The sequence below is a fragment of the Nonomuraea sp. NPDC026600 genome (genome assembly GCF_040638335.1).
Classification (GTDB): Bacteria; Actinomycetota; Actinomycetes; order Streptosporangiales; family Streptosporangiaceae; genus Nonomuraea.
Map to the genome: position 1 here is coordinate 202,081 of NZ_JBEZYD010000006.1, position 15,602 is coordinate 217,682.

A 15,602-nucleotide genomic window follows, 5' to 3' on the forward strand; every position below is an offset into this window, starting at 1 on the left:
TGGGTCGGCCTAGGGTGGAAGTCAACCGCCGGGAGGTGGCCGTATGGAGTGCGAGGTCGTGCCAGAATGCTGGACAGGTCCGTCGCGATCCGCACGGCCGCATCGTTCTCCGAGAGAGGCAACAGCCCCCCAGCGGGCATCTGGGTCCATTGTCGCCACGCGTTCGTTCGAGAGGTGTTCGTGTCGCCTGCAAGTTCGACTCGCTCGAAGCCACAAGAGCTGAACGAGCCCGTCATTCAGCGACTGCTCGAGCGTGGGCGCTCGCAGGGTTTCCTCGAGTCTGAGGATGTCCGTCAGGCCTTCGAGGAGGCGGACATCCCCATGTCTCACGCCGCCGCATTTTTGCGGAACCTCAGTAAAGAGGGCGTGACCGTGGTGGTGACCGCCGCGGATTCGGCTGCGCCGAAAAAGTCTCGTGGTCCAGCAAAGCGCCGTACCGCTGCCCCCGTCAAGACCAAGGCCGCAGCGGCCGCCAAAGAGCAGCAGCCTGAGACCGTGACCGCGGTCGTGGGCGCCGCCGAAGCCGAGTCCGCCCCCAAGAAGGCGGCTCCCGCCAAGAAGGCCGCTCCGGCGGCGAAGAAGGCGGCCGTGCCCGCCAAGAAGGCCAAGCCGGAGAGCGCTGGGCCTGCCGAGACCAAGCCGAAGAGCCCTGAGGGCGCCGACGACGACGAGGACATCGAGATCGAGGCGGATGTCGACCTCGAAGATCTCGAAGACATCGTGGTCGATGACGAGGAGATCGTCGCCGCGGACGACTCCGAGACCGAGGACGCTCCCGACACCGACGACGACACCGAGGACGAGCCCAAGACCGCCGACGTGGCAGCCGTCGCCGCCAAGGAGAAGACCGAGGACGAAGTCCTCATCCTCTCCGACGACGACGATGACGCGCCGGTCGCGCAGGTGGCCGCCGCCGGCGCCACCGCCGACCCGGTCAAGGACTACCTCAAGCAGATCGGCAAGGTCCCCCTGCTCAACGCCGAGCAGGAGGTCGAGCTGGCCAAGCGCATCGAGGCGGGACTGTTCGCCGAGGAGCAGCTGGGCGGCGGCGAGACCGAGGTCCTGCCGGTCGACGTCCGGGCCGAGCTCGAGTGGATCGCCGAGGACGGCCGCCGGGCCAAGAACCACCTGCTGGAGGCCAACCTCCGCCTGGTGGTCTCGCTGGCCAAGCGCTACACCGGGCGCGGCATGCTGTTCCTGGACCTGATCCAGGAGGGCAACCTCGGCCTGATCCGCGCGGTCGAGAAGTTCGACTACACCAAGGGCTACAAGTTCTCCACCTACGCCACGTGGTGGATCCGGCAGGCGATCACCAGGGCCATGGCCGACCAGGCGCGGACCATCCGCATCCCGGTCCACATGGTCGAAGTGATCAACAAGCTGGCCCGGGTTCAGCGGCAGATGCTGCAGGACCTCGGCCGCGAGCCCACGCCGGAAGAGCTGGCCCGCGAGCTGGACATGACCCCCGAGAAGGTGGTCGAGGTCCAGAAGTACGGCCGCGAGCCCATCTCGCTGCACACCCCCCTCGGTGAGGAGGGCGACAGCGAGTTCGGTGACCTCATCGAGGACTCCGAGGCCATCGTGCCGGCCGACGCCGTCAGCTTCACGCTGCTCCAGGAGCAGCTGCACTCCGTTCTCGACACATTGTCGGAGCGGGAAGCGGGCGTCGTGTCGATGCGATTCGGTCTCACGGACGGGCAGCCGAAGACACTCGACGAGATCGGCAAGGTCTACGGGGTGACGCGCGAGCGCATCCGGCAGATCGAGTCGAAGACGATGTCCAAGCTGCGTCACCCGTCCCGGTCCCAGGTGCTCCGCGACTACCTGGACTAACGCACGCTCGCTTCACCCCTGGCCCCGCACAGCGCTCGCTGTGCGGGGCCAGGGGCGTTTACGCCCCCTGTGTGAGGCGTTCCGCCTGGGCGCGGCCCACGGCGGTGGCTCGGCGCAGGTAGTCGGCGATCACGGCCAGCTCCGCGTCCGTGTAGGTGTCCAGCACCTCGCCGAACGCCTTGCCCGGTGTGTCCCAGGCTTCCCCGATCCTGGCCCGGGCCGTTGGAGCCAGGGCGACCAGCGCCCGCCTGCGATCGGCCGGGTCGGCCTGCCGTACGACCAGACCGGCCTTCTCCAGCCGGTCCACCAGGCGGGTGGCGGAGCCGGGCGTCAGGCCGGTCAGCCGGGCGATCTCGCCGGTGCTCACCGGTCCGGACTCCACATCCAGCAGGGCCACGCACTGCAGGTCGGTGGGGTGAATGCCCAAATGGTCAGCCAGCGCCTGATTAAACAGGACATATGCCGCATAGTGCCGCTGGCTCTCGTCGATGATCTGCTTCAGCGTTTCCGCTCGGGTTGACACCAGGTCGCTCCATGCCTCACATTTATCTGCGTCACGCAATCTTTGCGCGACGCACTCTTTGTGTCACGTACACATTCTATCGAGGGGATCCGCGTGTCCACACTCATCCGCGCATCACCGGTCCAGGCGGACCGGCGGTGGGCCGTCCTGGCCGTCATCCTCGCCGCCGCCGTCCTGGACCTGCTCGACGCGACGATCACCAACGTCGCCGCCCCGACGATCGCGACCGACCTCGGCGGGGGAGCGGCCCTCATCCAGTGGCTCGGCGCCGCCTACGCGCTGGCGCTCGGGGTCCTGCTGGTGGTCGGCGGGCGGCTCGGCGACCGGTACGGGCGTCGCCGGCTCTTCCTTCTCGGCATCACCGGCTTCACGCTCGCCTCCATCGTCTGCGGCCTGGCGGCCGGCCCCGGCATGCTCATCGGCGCCCGGCTGGTGCAGGGCGGGTTCGGGGCGCTGATGATCCCCCAGGGGTTCGGGATTCTGGGGGCGGTCTTTCCCCGGGACCAGCTTGGCAAGGCCTTCAGCGTGTTCGCGCCTGCGCTCGGCCTCTCTTCGGTCGGGGGGCCGGTGCTGGCCGGGTTCCTGATCGAGGCCGATCTGGGTGGGCTGGGGTGGCGGGCGATGTTCCTGATCAACATCGTGCTCGGGGGCGCCGCGCTCCTGGCCGCCATCCGACTCCTGCCCGCCGACGCCCCGCGTCCCGCTGACGATCCGCGTTCCGCCGACGATCCGGGTTCCGCGGACGTCTCCCATTCCACCGCTGACGTCTCGCGTCCTGCCGATGTCTCCCGCTCCAAAAGCCGTTCTGGGAGCCGCCCTGAGGGCCGCTCTGGGGCGGCTGGGGTGGCGGTGGACGGTGTGGGTGCCGGGGTGCTGGCGGTGACCATGGTGGGCCTCCTGTACGGCCTGATCGACGGCTCGGCCCACGGGTGGACGCTCGTCCCGATCCTGTGTCTGGCCGGCGGGCTGGTGTTCTTCGGCTTGTTCTGCGTACGCCAGCGCACCGCCGCCAACCCGCTGATCGAGCCGTCGCTGCTGCGCAACCGCGGCTTCACCGCCGGCCTCGTACTGGGCGTCGTCTTCTTCGCCGCCGTGTCTGGCCTGCTGTACGTGCTCGTGCTGTACATGCAGTACGGCCTGCGCTTCACGCCCGTGCGGGCGGCGCTCGGCCTGGCCCCGGTGGCGGTGGGGATCGTCATCGCCTCGGTGGCCTGTCATCGGCTCATCGCCCGGCTCGGCCGGACCCTGATCGTCATCGGACTGGCCATCGGGCTGATCGGCACCGGCTGGCTGCTGGCCGTCGTCTGCGGCGTCGCGGGCGGCGTCTGGCCCCTCGTTCTCGCCGCGCTCGTCATCGGGCTGGGCATGGGCACCTGCTTCGGCACCGTCTATGACGTCACCCTGGGCGACATCGACCCGCGTGAGGCCGGCAGCGCCAGCGGGGCACTCGCCGCGACCCAGCAACTGGCCAACGCCATCGGCGCCGCCGCCGTGACCAGCGTCTACTTCCGTACCGGCGACCAGACGGAGGCCGCCACCGGCAGCCTGCTCGTCGTGATCGTCGCCACGATCGCCTGCTGCGGCCTGGTGTGGCTCCTGCCCCGCAAAGCCCAGCCCCACCACGGCTGAGCGGCCCGCACGGAGCTCGGCCTTGCCGCTGAACAAGCTCTCACAAAGCTCAGCCGCACCACCGCTGAGCACCAAGCACTGATCAATCACCAAGAAAGGCACAACCCCGATATGACCACCCTCGTTACCGGTACCCGCGGCACCGTGGCCACTGAGCTCATCGCCCTCCTGCGCCGACGCGGCCTGCCCGTCCGCCCGGCCTCCCGGCAGCCGGCCGACCCGTCGATCGCCACGTGCGACCTCAGCGACCCCGCGACGTTCCCCGCCGCCCTGGCAGGCGTCACCTCGGTCTTCCTGTACGCCGAACCGTCGCACATCGACGCCTTCGTCAAGGAGGCGACCGCGGCCGGAGTCGAGCACATCGTGCTGCTCTCGTCCTCGTCCGTACTCGGCCCGGACGCCGAGGCCAGCCCCCTGGCCAAGTCCCACCTGGACGTGGAGCGCGCACTGACCGGCGCGCCGGTCCGCAGCACGCTGCTGCGCCCGGGTTCGTTCGCCGGCAACGCGAAGGCCTGGTCCTGGACCGTCAAGGCCGGTAACCCGGTGAGCCTGCCGTTCCCGAACTCGTTCGTCGACCCCATCCACGAGGCCGACGTCGCCGAGGCGGCCGCCGCCGTGCTCGCCGACCCGGCGCTGGGCGGCCGGCCGTACTGGCTGACCGGGCCCGAATCGATCACCTTCGCCGAGCAGATCGCCATCCTCAGCGACGTGACCGGCAGAGACATCGCCATCAAGAACGTCACGCGCGAGGAGTGGAAGGCGGAGATGGCCGACTACGTCCCCGGACCCTTCGCCGACGCGTTGCTGGACTGGTGGCAGTCGATCGACGGTGTTCCGGCCGAGATCACCACGGACCTCGAGCGGTTGATCGGCCGCCCCGGCCGTCCGTTCGCGACCTGGGCGGCCGACCACGTGGGCGACTTCACAGGCTGACGTCCAGGGTCCAGGGACGGTTGGGGCGGGCGGGCTCGACCAGGTGGACCGCGTAGCCCTGGCCGGAGAGGAACTCGGCCAGTTCGCCGGGCGTGGCGGGATCTGCCCCGATCTCCAACAGGGTCCGGGCGATCTCTCCACGGGTCGCCTTGGCCATGTGGCTGACCACCTTGCCCTCACGGAACACCCGTACCGCCACAGAGCGCTCCCCGGGCTGCCAGGCTCCGGCGTACGTGGCCGAACGCAGGTCGACCACCAGCCCGTCCAGGCGCTCCAACTCCTTGGACACCTTGGGCCGCCAGAAGGCGGCCAGCCCGCCGAGAACCGGCAGGTTCACCCCCATCGACAGCCGATATGGGGGGATGCGGTCGATGATCCGCAACACGCCCCAAAGGCCGGAGAAGATGAGCACCGACTCCTCGGCCCGCTTCCTGGCCTCGTCCGTCAGGGTGCCGAGACCGAGCTTCTCGTACAGGACACCGGTGTACAAATCGGACGCCGGGAGGGTGGGAGCGGTTTGGAGTTCCAGGTTTTTGGCCAGCTCGCCCGCCAGACCGGGTGACAGGCCGAGCACGTCGAGGGCGTCACGCCGTTTGGACGCTCTGATGAGGGCGGTCAGCACGCGTTTGCGCGGTCTGTCCAGGGCGGCGAACGAAAGCTCCCCCAAGGGGGGACCGCTGCCTTCCCCGGCCTTCCCCTCCGAAGGCGGCAACAAAATCAGCACGCCACAGCATAGTGAATGCCTGGCGCCCCTCGTGAGACCGCCCGGCCTACCTCCTCCTCGGAGAGGGCCATCCGCCGCCTCCATGGCAGGTCCAGGCGGTTGGGTAGGGTGCGCGAATGGACTTTGACCTGCTTGTTCATGAAGCTTGGCCGGCCTATGAGCAGCGGACGCACGACGGCTGGATCCTCCGCTACGCCGGCGGCGTGACCAAGCGGGCGAACTCCGTGCTCGCCCTGGGACGGCCCGCCGATCTCGCCGGTGCGATCGAGGCGGCCGAGGCTTTCTACGCCGAGAAGGGGCAGCGGAGCGTGTTCTCCGTCGGGGTGGGGGCCATGCCGGGCCTTGACGGCGAGCTGGCCGCCCGGGGGTATGGGGTCGTCGATCCGACCGTGATCATGGTGGGGGGCGGCGTGCCGGAGCCGGTTCATCGGGTGCGGGTCGAGGAGCGGCCCTGGCCGGGGTGGCTGGAGACCTGGTGGGCCGTGGATGGGCGGTATGCCGAGGGCGTGGAGGCGGCCGAGCGGATCTGCAAGGGGGTGCCGGCTCTGTATGCCGCGGTCGAGGAGGACGGCCGGACCGTCGCCGTCGGGCGGGGTGTGCCGCAGGGGGAGACGCTCGGGATCTACTGCATGGCCACATTGCCGCAGGCGCGCCGCCGTGGGCTGGCCAGAAGCGTGCTGCGCGCCCTCGTACGGGGCGGTGGGGCTCGGTCGGCCTATCTGGTGACCACGGCGCCCAACGAGGCGGCTCAGGCCCTGTACCGAAGCGAGGGCTTCGAGGTGCGGGCCCGCTATCACTACCGGGTGAGATGAGACCGCATGAGAGGGGATCGGGCGCGAGGAGCCCGGCTGAGACATGACGGAACGGCGGTCCCGGGCATACCAGGACCGCCGTTCCGCGTTGCGCAATATGTTGTTATCTCATCACGACCAGCGCGGGTTAGCGCTCGTCGTTGGGGGCCACTACTGGGGTTTCGCTGAGCCGAGCAGACTCGTCCAGGATGTCGGCGCCCTTCTCGCGAAGCGCCGCTATGTGCTGACGCCCGTGATGAGCGCAGAACAGCAGCTCCCCACCCACGGGCAGGGTCGCGCGAATGTATGCCTGGGCGCCGCAACGGTCGCAGCGGTCGAGGGCCGTCAGCGGCTTAACGGGGGCGAGAGCTCCAGTCACGTATCGCCTTTCGGGTCACCCCCGCCGAAGCGAGGATCTGGCGTCAGTCACTTGGACAACATCTAACCGGACGTGGACGTTCCCAATCACAGCCTCGCTACGCCGAGAGCAGAATGTGGCCGGAAGTAATGATGAGCAGCCGCCTGGTAACACCAAACCTGCCGCCATGGCAAGCTTGTACGCGTGCGTAGAGGAAGAACGATAGGCTACGCACACATGTTCGATGCCTAGTTCGACGCTTAAACGCAGGGGAGCCGGAGTGACGCTAGTGGAGGCGGGTTACACGGCTCGCCACCTGTCGGTGCTTGAGGGGCTGGAAGCGGTCCGCAAGCGTCCTGGCATGTACATCGGGTCGACCGACAGCCGCGGGCTCATGCACTGCCTCTGGGAGATCGTCGACAACGGCGTCGACGAGGCGCTCGCCGGGCACTGTTCCCGCATCGAGGTCGAGCTCTATCCCGACGGCTCCATCGAGGTGCGCGACGACGGTCGCGGCATCCCCGTCGACGTCGAGCCCAAGAGCGGCCTGGCCGGAGTCGAGCTGGTCTACACCAAGCTCCACGCGGGCGGAAAGTTCGGCGGCGGCTCCTACGGCGCGTCCGGCGGCCTGCACGGCGTGGGCGCCTCCGTGGTCAACGCCCTGTCCGAGCGCCTCGACGTCGAGGTCGACCGCGACGGCCGCATCCATGAGATCAGCTTCCGCCGCGGCGTGCCCGGCGTCTTCGACGGCGACGGCCCGAAGGCCAAGTTCAAGAAGAAGTCCGGCCTGCGCGACGGCGGCAAGCTGCCCAAGCGGGCCACCGGCACCAGGGTGCGGTTCTGGGCCGACAAGCAGATCTTCCTGCCCGACGCCGAGGTCTCGCTCGACGAGATCCATGTCCGGCTCCGCCAGACCGCCTTCCTGGTGCCCGGCCTGACCCTGGCCGTGGTCGACAGCAGGCACGAGGAGCGGGTCGAGGAGGAGTTCCACTTCGACGGTGGCATCTCCGAGTTCACCGAGTTCCTGGCCCGCGACGAGGCCGTCTGCGACGTGCTGCGCCTGCAGGGGATCGGTCACTTCCACGAGACCGTCCCGGTGCTCGACGACCAGGGCCACATGACCTCCACCGAGGTGCAGCGCGAGCTCACCGTCGACGTGGCGGTGCGCTGGGGCAAGGGTTACGACTCGACCGTTCGCTCGTTCGTCAACGTCATCGCCACCCCCAAGGGCGGCACCCACCTCACCGGCTTCGAGCGCGGCCTGGCCCGCACGATCAACGAGCTGCTGCGCGAGTCCCGCCTGCTGAAGAACGGCGACGACCCGGTCAACAAGGAGGACATCTCCGAGGGCCTCACCGGGGTCGTCACGGTCCGGGTGCCGGAGCCGCAGTTCGAGGGCCAGACCAAGGAGGTGCTGGGCACCTCGGCGGCCACCCGCATCGTGTCCCACGTGGTCTCGCGCGAGCTCAGGGAACTGTTCACCAATCCGCCGCGGGGCTACAAGCAGCCCCTGCGCGCCGTGCTGGAGAAGATCGTCACCGCGGCCAAGGCCCGCATCGCGGCCCGTGAGCACCGCGACAACCAGCGCCGCAAGAGCGCCCTGGAAAACTCCGCGCTCCCCGCCAAGCTCGTCGACTGCCGCAGCGACGACATCGACCGCTCCGAGCTGTTCATCGTCGAGGGCGACTCCGCCCTGGGCACCGCCAAGCTGGCCCGCGACTCGGAGTTCCAGGCGCTGCTGCCGATCCGCGGCAAGATCCTCAACGTGCAGAAGGCGTCCGTGAGCGACATGCTCAAGAACGCCGAGTGCGCCGCGATCATCCAGGTGGTCGGCGCGGGCTCCGGCCGGTCCTTCGACATCGAGGCGGCCCGCTACGGCAAGGTCATCCTGATGGCCGACGCCGACGTCGACGGCGCCCACATCCGCTGCCTGCTGCTGACCCTCTTCCACCGCTACATGCGGCCCATGGTCGAGGCCGGCCGGGTGTTCGCCGCCGTCCCGCCGCTGCACCGCATCGAGCTCACCAACCCCGGCCGCGGCAAGGAGAAGTACATCTACTGCTACTCCGACGCCGAGCTGCACAAGGTGCTGCGCGACCTGGAGCGGCGTGGCCGGCGCTGGAAGGACCCTGTGCAGCGCTACAAGGGTCTGGGCGAGATGGACGCCGACCAGTTGGCTGAGACCACCATGGACCCCCGCCACCGCATCCTGCGCCGTGTGCGGATCGAGGACGCGGTAACGGCGGAGGGGATTTTCAGCCTGCTGATGGGGAGTGATGTGGCTCCGCGTCGCGAGTTCATCGTCAACAGCGCGGCCGAGGTCGACCGCGATCACATCGACGCCTGAGCGCATTTATCGAACACGTGTGCGCTTGGTAACCCACCGATCATCGCATTCGATCCTGATGTCATGACCGTCTCCGCGAACGCCCTTACCGTCGGGCGATCGTGAACCGCGACCACAACTGCGACCCACGACTGCGATCCGTGATCGTGGCTGCGGCGAGGAGGGCCAGGGCGACGTGATCGATGTGTGGGCGTACGACGAGAGGAGCCGCGTGGTGGCGGGCTGGCAGCGGTGGCGCACCCGTGGGAGACCCGTCCGCTCCTTGTGCTCGCTGCCGTAGGGTCCTCGGGTGATGAACCATGGGACTCCGGTGGGGCTGCTGCGCTCTCGCCGCGACGGGGCGCGCGTCACGTTCTTCGAGTTGTTCTTCGATCTGGTATTCGTCTTCGCGGTGACGCAGTTGTCCCATCGGCTGCTGAAGGATCTCACCGTGAGCGGCGCCGGTGAAACGCTGCTGCTGTTGCTGGCGGTCTGGTGGTCGTGGATGTACACGAGCTGGACCACCAACTGGTTCAATCCGGATCACCCGGCAATCCGGCTCCTGCTGATCGGGACGATGCTCAGCGGCCTCATCATGTCGGCGGCCATTCCCCTGGCGTTCGAAAGCCGTGGCCTGTGGTTCGCCTGTGCCTACGTCGTGGGTCAGGCCGGCCGGACGGCCTGCGTGACCGCCCTGACCTGGCGCAACGAACTCGGCCCGAACTTCCGGCGGATCCTCGCCTGGAAGCTGAGCACCGGGGTGCTCTGGATCGCCGGTGGCCTCGCCGGCCATGATCCGCGCCTCGCGTTGTGGCTGCTCGCGCTGGCCCTGGAGTACGCCGCGCCCTGGCACGGCTACACGTTCCCGGGGCTGGGGCGTTCGAGGACGGCGGAATGGACGATCGACGGTGCCCACATGGCGGAGCGGTGCCAGCTGTTCCTGATCATCGCTCTCGGCGAGTCGCTGCTCGTCACGGGTAGCACGTTCAGCGATCTGCGCGGCGTGGAGGCGGCCGCGGGCACCGCCTTCGCGGTCGGTTTCCTGGGCAGCGTCGCGATGTGGTGGATCTACTTCGACCGGAGCGCCGAGGCCGCCGCGGAGAGGATCGCGGCCTCGGCCGATCCCGGCCGCCTCGGCCGGTCCGCATACACCTTCCTCCACCTGCCGATGGTCGCGGGGATCATCGTCAGCGCCGTCGCTGACGAACTGGTCGTCGCCCACCCGCACGGGCATGTCATGGGCGGTACGGCGGCCGTGGTGCTCGGCGGTCCGGCGCTGTTCGTGGCCGGGCACGCGCTGTTCAAGCGGGCGGTGTTCGGCCGTTTCGACACCGCGCGGCTGCTGGCCCTGGTGGCGCTGGCGGTCCTGGCGCCGATCGCCTCGCTGGTCGACCCGCTGACGCTGGCCTTCCTGGCGCTGCTGGTCGTGGCGGCACTGGCCGGCTGGGACGTGCGCACCTCCCGGGCGAGGGCCGCCGCGACTCAGGAGCCCACCACCTGACCAGGCTCAGGAGCACGCCACCCGACCGGCTCAGGAGCCCGCCACCTGACCGGACTCATGCGCCACTCGACCCGTGGGGCGCGGCCGCCGTCGGTCTGACGCTGTCCTCCGCCCGGCCTCGCGCTCGGGAGTGGGTCAGGAGACGCCCAAACCGCTTGGCGTGAAGGCGGTCGAGTGGCTTTTCGCTCAGCCAACTTTGTCAAGGCGGCGGCCGACGTCGGCGCGGACCATGCGGCCAGGCCCAACTGGGGTGCGCGTGCAGCCGTGAACACTTCCCGGTCGATCGGCGAAGGAAGGGAGTGAACCCAAGGACCGAGAGGTGACCGCGATGACACGGGTGTTACCCGCTCAAGCCGGGGACGCCGTGATCATCGAGCAGTCCTGGCGGGAGCCCGAACGTTTCGCCGCCATCTTCGACCGCTACTACTCCGAGATCCACGGCTACGCCTCACGCAGGCTGGGCGGCGGTCTGGCCGACGACGTCGCCGCGGAGACGTTCCTGATCGCCTTCGACAAGCGCGCCGGTTACGACGTCTCCCGCGCTGACGCGCGGCCCTGGCTGTACGGCATAGCCTCCAACCTGATCGCCCGGCGCCGTCGCGCCGAGGAACGCCAGTACCGGGCGCTGGCCAAGGCCGGCCCGGAGAATCCCGTAGAGGACCACGCCGACCGGGTCGCCGGAGAGGTGGACGCGGTCGCGCGCAGACCGGCGCTCGCCCAGGCTCTGGCCAAGATCGCCGGCGGCGACAGGGACGTGCTGCTCCTGGTCGCCTGGGCCGAGCTCACCTCGGAGGAGGCGGGCCGGGCGCTCGGCATTCCGGCGGGTACGGCACGCTCGCGGCTGCACAGGGCCCGTAAGAAGATCCAGGACGCACTGGGAGGGGACAGATCATGAACGATGTGGAGACGCTGCGCGAGGCCTGGGACGGGCCGGAGCCGCCCTCGCCCGGCGCGCAGGCGGCGGCCAGGGCCGCCCTCATGGCCCGAGCCGCCGGACGCCGCCCCCAGCGCAGGTGGGCGATGCGGGCGGTGGCGGTGGCCGCATCGGCGGTGGTGATCGCGACGGGGACGACGCTGGTGCAGACGGTGGGCGGGGGAGAGCCGACGCTCCCCGCCGCCAACGCGCAGGTGGTGCTCACCAGGATCGCGGCGGCCGTACAGAAGAAGGACTTCGTGCCGCCGCGCGACGATCAGTGGATCTACACCGAAATGCACACGCAGAGCCGCGGCAAGGGGTATGCCCGGGGCACGCGGTTCACCCCGCAGACGCCGCTGAAGAACACGGTGGACGAATTCTGGACGCGTGCCGACGGCAAGCGCATCGGCTACATGGTGGGGGGCAAGCTGATGACCACCAACCCCGGAGTCCGGTCGCCGGAGAACACCTACGCCCTGCTGGCCGCGCTGCCCACCGATCCCGACAAACTGCTGGCCAGATTCCGCGAGATCAACGCCGTGCGCGGCGCAGATCAGGATGACTGGGTCTTCCAGCGATTCGAGGTGACCCTGAACCAGAACATCGTCCCCCCGGCCCAGGAGGCTGCCATCTTCCAGGCGATGGCCAAGCTCCCCGGCGTGAAGGTGGACGAGTCGGCGGTGGACGTCGAGGGCCGTCCGGCGCTGTCGGTCTTCCGCGTCATCGACGGGTGGCGCAAGTTCGAGATCCTGCTGGACCCGGCGACCTACGCCTACCGGGGACGGCGCGAGACCGCGGTCGCGGATCATGAGGAGCGATATCCGCAGCCGGGGGTCAAGCAGTTCACCGTCAAGAACGGCAAGCGCGTTCCCGAATCCCCTTACGTGGAGTGGAGCATCGAGAGGGGGGTGGTCTGGATGATGTTCACCCGCACCGCCGTCGGTGTGGTCGACAAGGCCGGGCAGAAGCTGTAGTCGGCTGGGGGCCTGTGAGCGGGCCTATATGTCAGCCAGCACCTGTCCGGAGGCGCCTGGCTCCGTCAGGGCCGGGTGCCTCCCCCTGCCGTCATGAGACGGTGGCTCGCAAGGCGCTGGTGTCGATGACCGGCCACAGGTTGGTGATCTGGTCGTCCTTGAACTCGAAGATGACGCAGGCCCTGATCTCGATGGGCCGGCCCGTCGGCGGGGCGCCGAAGAAGGTGCCGGTGTGGGTTCCCGTGAGGGTCCATCTGGTGGCAACCCTGTTGTCTTCTGCGATCATGTCCTGGACGTCGAAGTGCATGTCTGGGAGGGCTGAGCGGATGTGGGTGGAGATCTGCTTGACGCGCTCCGGGCCGGGTGGGTCGCCGGGAGCGGTGGAAAGGGTGCTGGCGATGATCTCGTCGGCTACGTCCAGCCTGCCCTGGTTGAGTACCTCGTCGTACAGGCGCATGACGACGTCTTTCATCGGTATATCCTTTCGGTGGGCTAGTAACTAGAAATGGATATTTCTAGTTTTACTAGACACTTGAAACGTTAAGGAGTTTGGTGGGCGATGTCAAGACGTGCGGCGTTGGTGACCGCGTTGCTGGAGGCGCTGCGCAAGACCAACGTGCTGTCGGTCTCCATGAGTCAGGCGGCCGCGGTCCGCATCGGCATCAACACCACCGATCTCCACTGCCTCAACCTGTTGAGTGAAGGGCCGCTGACCGCCAGCGAGCTGGCGCGACGGGCGGGGATCACCACCGCGTCCGTCACCGGGGTCATCGACCGGCTCGAGTCCGTGGGGTATGTGCGGCGGGAGCGGGACGACTCCGATCGGCGGAAGGTCGTGGTGACGCTCGTGCTGGAGCGGGCGGCGGTGGACGTGGCGCCGGTGTTCACGCCGCTGCTCAAGGCTTGGCGCGAATCGCTGAGTGAGTACAGCGATGAGCAGCTTGAGGTGATCACCGACTTCATGACCAGGACGCAGGCCGTGTTCCAGGACGAGGTCGAGCAGATGCGCGCAGGCCCGTCGAGCTGACCCGGCCGGGTCCGGACATGCGAAAGGGGGTCGGGAAATCCCGGCCCCCTTCGGCGTTTCAGGTGGTCAGCGTCAGGTCAGGGTGACCGGCAGCAGCTTGCCCGTGTGCACGTCGTAGATCGCGCCGCCCACCGGCAGGCCCGAGGGCAGGAAGGGTGAGGAGTTGATCCGCATCAGGTCGTGGCGCAGGGCCGCGTCCTGGTCGGGGACGGTGTGGAACTCCAGGCTGCGGGTGTCGACGCCGTGCCGCTGGGTGAGGTCGTGCACGTCGGCGTCGGTGACCTTGGACATGCCGCAGTCGGTGTGGGGCATCACCAGGACCCGTTCGACGCCGAGCAGGTAGACGGCCAGGACGAGGGTACGCAGGACGTCGTCCGTCACGCGCGCGCCGGCGTTCCGCAGGATCTTGGCGTCGCCCGGCTTCAAGCCGAGCAGTCCCAGAGGGTCGATGCGGGAGTCCATGCAGGTCACCACGCCGAGTCCGCGAGCTGCCCGACCGGTCAGTTCGGAATTCCGGAATTTAGCAGCATATTTCACGTTGGCGGCAATCAGGTCGTCAAACGCACTCATGTGACAGATGATCCCTCATACCCGTTTCGTGGTGTTTCCCGGGGTGGCGACACGGCCGGAGTTGCCCAAGGTCCCACGCGCGACCCTCACTTTGCGTGATGATGTCGTAGCCCAACGTGTGAAAGCCCAGAATGTGATCGAAGAAGGTTGTCGTGAGTAGGTCCGAATCGCTCGCCGCGTACCTGCGTACCCATGCCCGGCGCCGCCTCGACCGTGTGGAGACCCGGGACGACGGCCGCAACGCGAAGTGCGCGCTGGCGCTCCTCGACGCGGCCGCCTACGCGAGCGGCCTCCCCGACGACGACCCGCTCATCACGCTGCTCGACCAGGCAGGCTGCTTCGGTCCGCTGGGCTGTGACGATTTCGACCCCGGAGAGGCCGGCTATCGGCTGATCCGGGGCTGGCAGGGCGAGCCCCACGAACTCCTGCTCGCCCTGCCGGCCGCCATCGCGACCTCCGCCTGACCGCCGGCCGCGGTCAGGCGGGGGCGTTGCCCGGCTTCCACTTGATGCCGCAGCCGAGCGACGGGTTCTGCTCCTCGCTCACCGGCTCGCCCGCCAGCAGGGCGTCGATCGCCGCGCGCAGCGAGGAGCCCGTCACCGGTACGGAGTTGCGGGGCCGGGCGCCGTCGAACTCACCGCGGTACGCCAGCCGGAACGAGGCGTCGTACAGGAAGAAGTCGGGCGTGCACGCCGCCCGATACGCCTTGGCGGTCTCCTGCGTGTCGTCGAGCAGGTAGGGGAACGTGAAGCCTGCCCGCTTCGCCTGTTCGGCCAGGTGTGTCGGGTCGTCGTCGGGGTAGTTCACGCTGTCGTTGCTGCAGATGGCGACCATCGACAGTCTGGATCCGTAGTCGGTGGCCAGGACGCCGAGGCCCTGCTCGATGTGGCGCACGTAGGGGCAGTGGTTGGACAGAAACGCCACGAGAATGGCGGGCGAGTCCTTGAGATCCGTGAACGAGACGCTGCCGCCGTTGATGGCGGTCAGGTGGAAGTCGGGCGCTGGGGAACCGAGAGGGACCATGAAGGAGTTGGCAGCCATGGCATCTATTGTCTCCTGTACCTCCCCGTGGGAACGGTTTCGTGTTGGTGGGGGGTAGTTAAAGGGATTTCCGGAGGTAGGTAGATGAACGGCATCGCGGAGTTCCGCACGACGGTCCTCGACTGCGCCGAGCCGATGGAGCTGGCTCGGTTCTACTCGCGGCTGCTCGGCTGGCCCATCCTGGAGGGGTCCGACGAGGAGTGGGCCGTCGTCAGCAACGGGGGCGCGCCCGCGCGGCTGGCCTTCCAGCAGGTCGCCGACTACCGGCCGCCGGTCTGGCCCAGTGCGGACCGCCCCCAGCAGGCGCACATTGATGTGACGGTCGACGACATGGACAAGGCCGAGGCCGCGGTGCTGGAGATCGGCGCCACCAAGCACGAGTACCAGCCGAGCGAGGGCGACTCCTTCCGGGTCTTCCTCGACCCGGAAGGCCACCCGTTCTGCCTCTGTCAGTAA

The 15,602-nt window shown here is 68.7% G+C and carries 17 protein-coding genes; 11 read left to right on the forward strand and 6 right to left on the reverse strand.

Features of this window, described 5'->3' with window-relative positions; translation table 11 throughout:
• Window positions 1-180: 180 nt before the first annotated feature.
• Window positions 181-1,833, forward strand: coding sequence for an RNA polymerase sigma factor (locus AB0F17_RS16675; protein ID WP_358022965.1), 1,653 nt, complete (start codon window positions 181-183; stop codon window positions 1,831-1,833).
• Window positions 1,834-1,891: 58 nt separating this feature from the next.
• On the opposite strand, the gene AB0F17_RS16680 is transcribed toward AB0F17_RS16675, so the two are convergent.
• Entirely contained in the window at window positions 1,892-2,356 is a 465-nt protein-coding gene (locus tag AB0F17_RS16680; protein ID WP_358022968.1) for a MarR family transcriptional regulator, read from the reverse strand.
• 93 nt (window positions 2,357-2,449) lie between these two features.
• Here AB0F17_RS16680 and AB0F17_RS16685 point away from each other — a divergent pair, with 93 nt between their 5' ends.
• Entirely contained in the window at window positions 2,450-3,985 is a 1,536-nt protein-coding gene (locus AB0F17_RS16685) for an MFS transporter (protein ID WP_358022971.1), read from the forward strand.
• Between the two features lie 111 nt (window positions 3,986-4,096).
• A complete protein-coding gene (locus AB0F17_RS16690) occupies window positions 4,097-4,918 on the forward strand; it encodes an NAD(P)H-binding protein (protein WP_358022974.1) in 822 nt (273 codons plus the stop codon).
• Here the strand turns inward: AB0F17_RS16690 and AB0F17_RS16695 are convergent.
• Window positions 4,908-5,642 carry a peroxide stress protein YaaA gene (locus tag AB0F17_RS16695; protein WP_358022976.1) on the reverse strand — a complete coding sequence of 245 codons (735 nt, stop codon included), beginning with the start codon at window positions 5,640-5,642 and terminating at the stop codon, window positions 4,908-4,910. The two genes, AB0F17_RS16690 and AB0F17_RS16695, sit on opposite strands and share 11 nt — an antisense overlap.
• Window positions 5,643-5,758: 116 nt before the next feature.
• Between AB0F17_RS16695 and AB0F17_RS16700 the strand changes: the two genes are divergently transcribed.
• Window positions 5,759-6,454, forward strand: a complete 696-nt coding sequence (locus AB0F17_RS16700) for a GNAT family N-acetyltransferase (RefSeq protein WP_358022980.1) — start codon at window positions 5,759-5,761, stop codon at window positions 6,452-6,454.
• A gap of 127 nt (window positions 6,455-6,581) precedes the next feature.
• On the opposite strand, the gene AB0F17_RS16705 is transcribed toward AB0F17_RS16700, so the two are convergent.
• Window positions 6,582-6,812: a hypothetical protein gene (locus AB0F17_RS16705; RefSeq protein WP_308127153.1), complete on the reverse strand. Its 231-nt coding sequence runs from the start codon at window positions 6,810-6,812 to the stop codon at window positions 6,582-6,584.
• A gap of 223 nt (window positions 6,813-7,035) precedes the next feature.
• On the opposite strand from AB0F17_RS16705, the gene AB0F17_RS16710 reads away from it, so the two are divergent.
• The 4 genes from AB0F17_RS16710 to AB0F17_RS16725 all read left to right on the forward strand — a co-directional run bounded on the left by AB0F17_RS16710 (window position 7,036) and on the right by AB0F17_RS16725 (window position 12,508).
• On the forward strand, window positions 7,036-9,138 hold the full coding sequence (locus tag AB0F17_RS16710; protein WP_358022984.1) for a DNA topoisomerase IV subunit B: 2,103 nt from the start codon (window positions 7,036-7,038) through the stop codon (window positions 9,136-9,138).
• 292 nt (window positions 9,139-9,430) lie between these two features.
• Entirely contained in the window at window positions 9,431-10,618 is a 1,188-nt protein-coding gene (locus AB0F17_RS16715; protein WP_358022987.1) for a low temperature requirement protein A, read from the forward strand.
• Window positions 10,619-10,946: 328 nt separating this feature from the next.
• A complete protein-coding gene (locus tag AB0F17_RS16720) occupies window positions 10,947-11,513 on the forward strand; it encodes an RNA polymerase sigma factor (protein WP_358023856.1) in 567 nt (188 codons plus the stop codon).
• Window positions 11,510-12,508, forward strand: a complete 999-nt coding sequence (locus AB0F17_RS16725; protein WP_358022990.1) for a CU044_5270 family protein — start codon at window positions 11,510-11,512, stop codon at window positions 12,506-12,508. Before AB0F17_RS16720 ends, AB0F17_RS16725 begins: the two co-directional genes overlap by 4 nt.
• Window positions 12,509-12,599: 91 nt before the next feature.
• Here AB0F17_RS16725 and AB0F17_RS16730 read toward each other — a convergent pair whose 3' ends face one another.
• Window positions 12,600-12,980: an ester cyclase gene (locus tag AB0F17_RS16730; RefSeq protein ID WP_358022993.1), complete on the reverse strand. Its 381-nt coding sequence runs from the start codon at window positions 12,978-12,980 to the stop codon at window positions 12,600-12,602.
• A gap of 87 nt (window positions 12,981-13,067) precedes the next feature.
• On the opposite strand from AB0F17_RS16730, the gene AB0F17_RS16735 reads away from it, so the two are divergent.
• On the forward strand, window positions 13,068-13,535 hold the full coding sequence (locus AB0F17_RS16735) for a MarR family transcriptional regulator (RefSeq protein ID WP_358022996.1): 468 nt from the start codon (window positions 13,068-13,070) through the stop codon (window positions 13,533-13,535).
• A gap of 72 nt (window positions 13,536-13,607) precedes the next feature.
• On the opposite strand, the gene AB0F17_RS16740 is transcribed toward AB0F17_RS16735, so the two are convergent.
• Window positions 13,608-14,105, reverse strand: coding sequence for a carbonic anhydrase (locus AB0F17_RS16740; RefSeq protein WP_358022999.1), 498 nt, complete (start codon window positions 14,103-14,105; stop codon window positions 13,608-13,610).
• Window positions 14,106-14,257: 152 nt separating this feature from the next.
• Between AB0F17_RS16740 and AB0F17_RS16745 the strand changes: the two genes are divergently transcribed.
• A complete protein-coding gene (locus tag AB0F17_RS16745) occupies window positions 14,258-14,569 on the forward strand; it encodes a hypothetical protein (protein ID WP_358023001.1) in 312 nt (103 codons plus the stop codon).
• Between the two features lie 13 nt (window positions 14,570-14,582).
• Here AB0F17_RS16745 and AB0F17_RS16750 read toward each other — a convergent pair whose 3' ends face one another.
• The gene (locus AB0F17_RS16750) at window positions 14,583-15,146 is read right to left on the reverse strand and encodes a thioredoxin family protein (RefSeq protein ID WP_358023003.1); all 564 of its coding nucleotides are present in this window, start codon (window positions 15,144-15,146) and stop codon (window positions 14,583-14,585) included.
• Between the two features lie 84 nt (window positions 15,147-15,230).
• Between AB0F17_RS16750 and AB0F17_RS16755 the strand changes: the two genes are divergently transcribed.
• A complete protein-coding gene (locus AB0F17_RS16755; RefSeq protein WP_358023006.1) occupies window positions 15,231-15,602 on the forward strand; it encodes a VOC family protein in 372 nt (123 codons plus the stop codon).

What these genes read in the sequence shown, in the direction of transcription:
- AB0F17_RS16690 (WP_358022974.1), top strand. Translation starts at nt 4,097, where the DNA reads ATGACCACCCTCGTTACCGGTACCCGCGGCACCGTGGCCACTGAGCTC.
- AB0F17_RS16700 (WP_358022980.1), top strand. Translation starts at nt 5,759, where the DNA reads ATGGACTTTGACCTGCTTGTTCATGAAGCTTGGCCGGCCTATGAGCAG.
- AB0F17_RS16710 (WP_358022984.1), top strand. Translation starts at nt 7,036, where the DNA reads ATGCCTAGTTCGACGCTTAAACGCAGGGGAGCCGGAGTGACGCTAGTG.
- AB0F17_RS16715 (WP_358022987.1), top strand. Translation starts at nt 9,431, where the DNA reads ATGAACCATGGGACTCCGGTGGGGCTGCTGCGCTCTCGCCGCGACGGG.
- AB0F17_RS16720 (WP_358023856.1), top strand. Translation starts at nt 10,947, where the DNA reads ATGACACGGGTGTTACCCGCTCAAGCCGGGGACGCCGTGATCATCGAG.
- AB0F17_RS16725 (WP_358022990.1), top strand. Translation starts at nt 11,510, where the DNA reads ATGAACGATGTGGAGACGCTGCGCGAGGCCTGGGACGGGCCGGAGCCG.
- AB0F17_RS16730 (WP_358022993.1), bottom strand. Translation starts at nt 12,980, where the DNA reads ATGAAAGACGTCGTCATGCGCCTGTACGACGAGGTACTCAACCAGGGC.
- AB0F17_RS16735 (WP_358022996.1), top strand. Translation starts at nt 13,068, where the DNA reads ATGTCAAGACGTGCGGCGTTGGTGACCGCGTTGCTGGAGGCGCTGCGC.
- AB0F17_RS16740 (WP_358022999.1), bottom strand. Translation starts at nt 14,105, where the DNA reads ATGAGTGCGTTTGACGACCTGATTGCCGCCAACGTGAAATATGCTGCT.
- AB0F17_RS16750 (WP_358023003.1), bottom strand. Translation starts at nt 15,146, where the DNA reads ATGGCTGCCAACTCCTTCATGGTCCCTCTCGGTTCCCCAGCGCCCGAC.
- AB0F17_RS16755 (WP_358023006.1), top strand. Translation starts at nt 15,231, where the DNA reads ATGAACGGCATCGCGGAGTTCCGCACGACGGTCCTCGACTGCGCCGAG.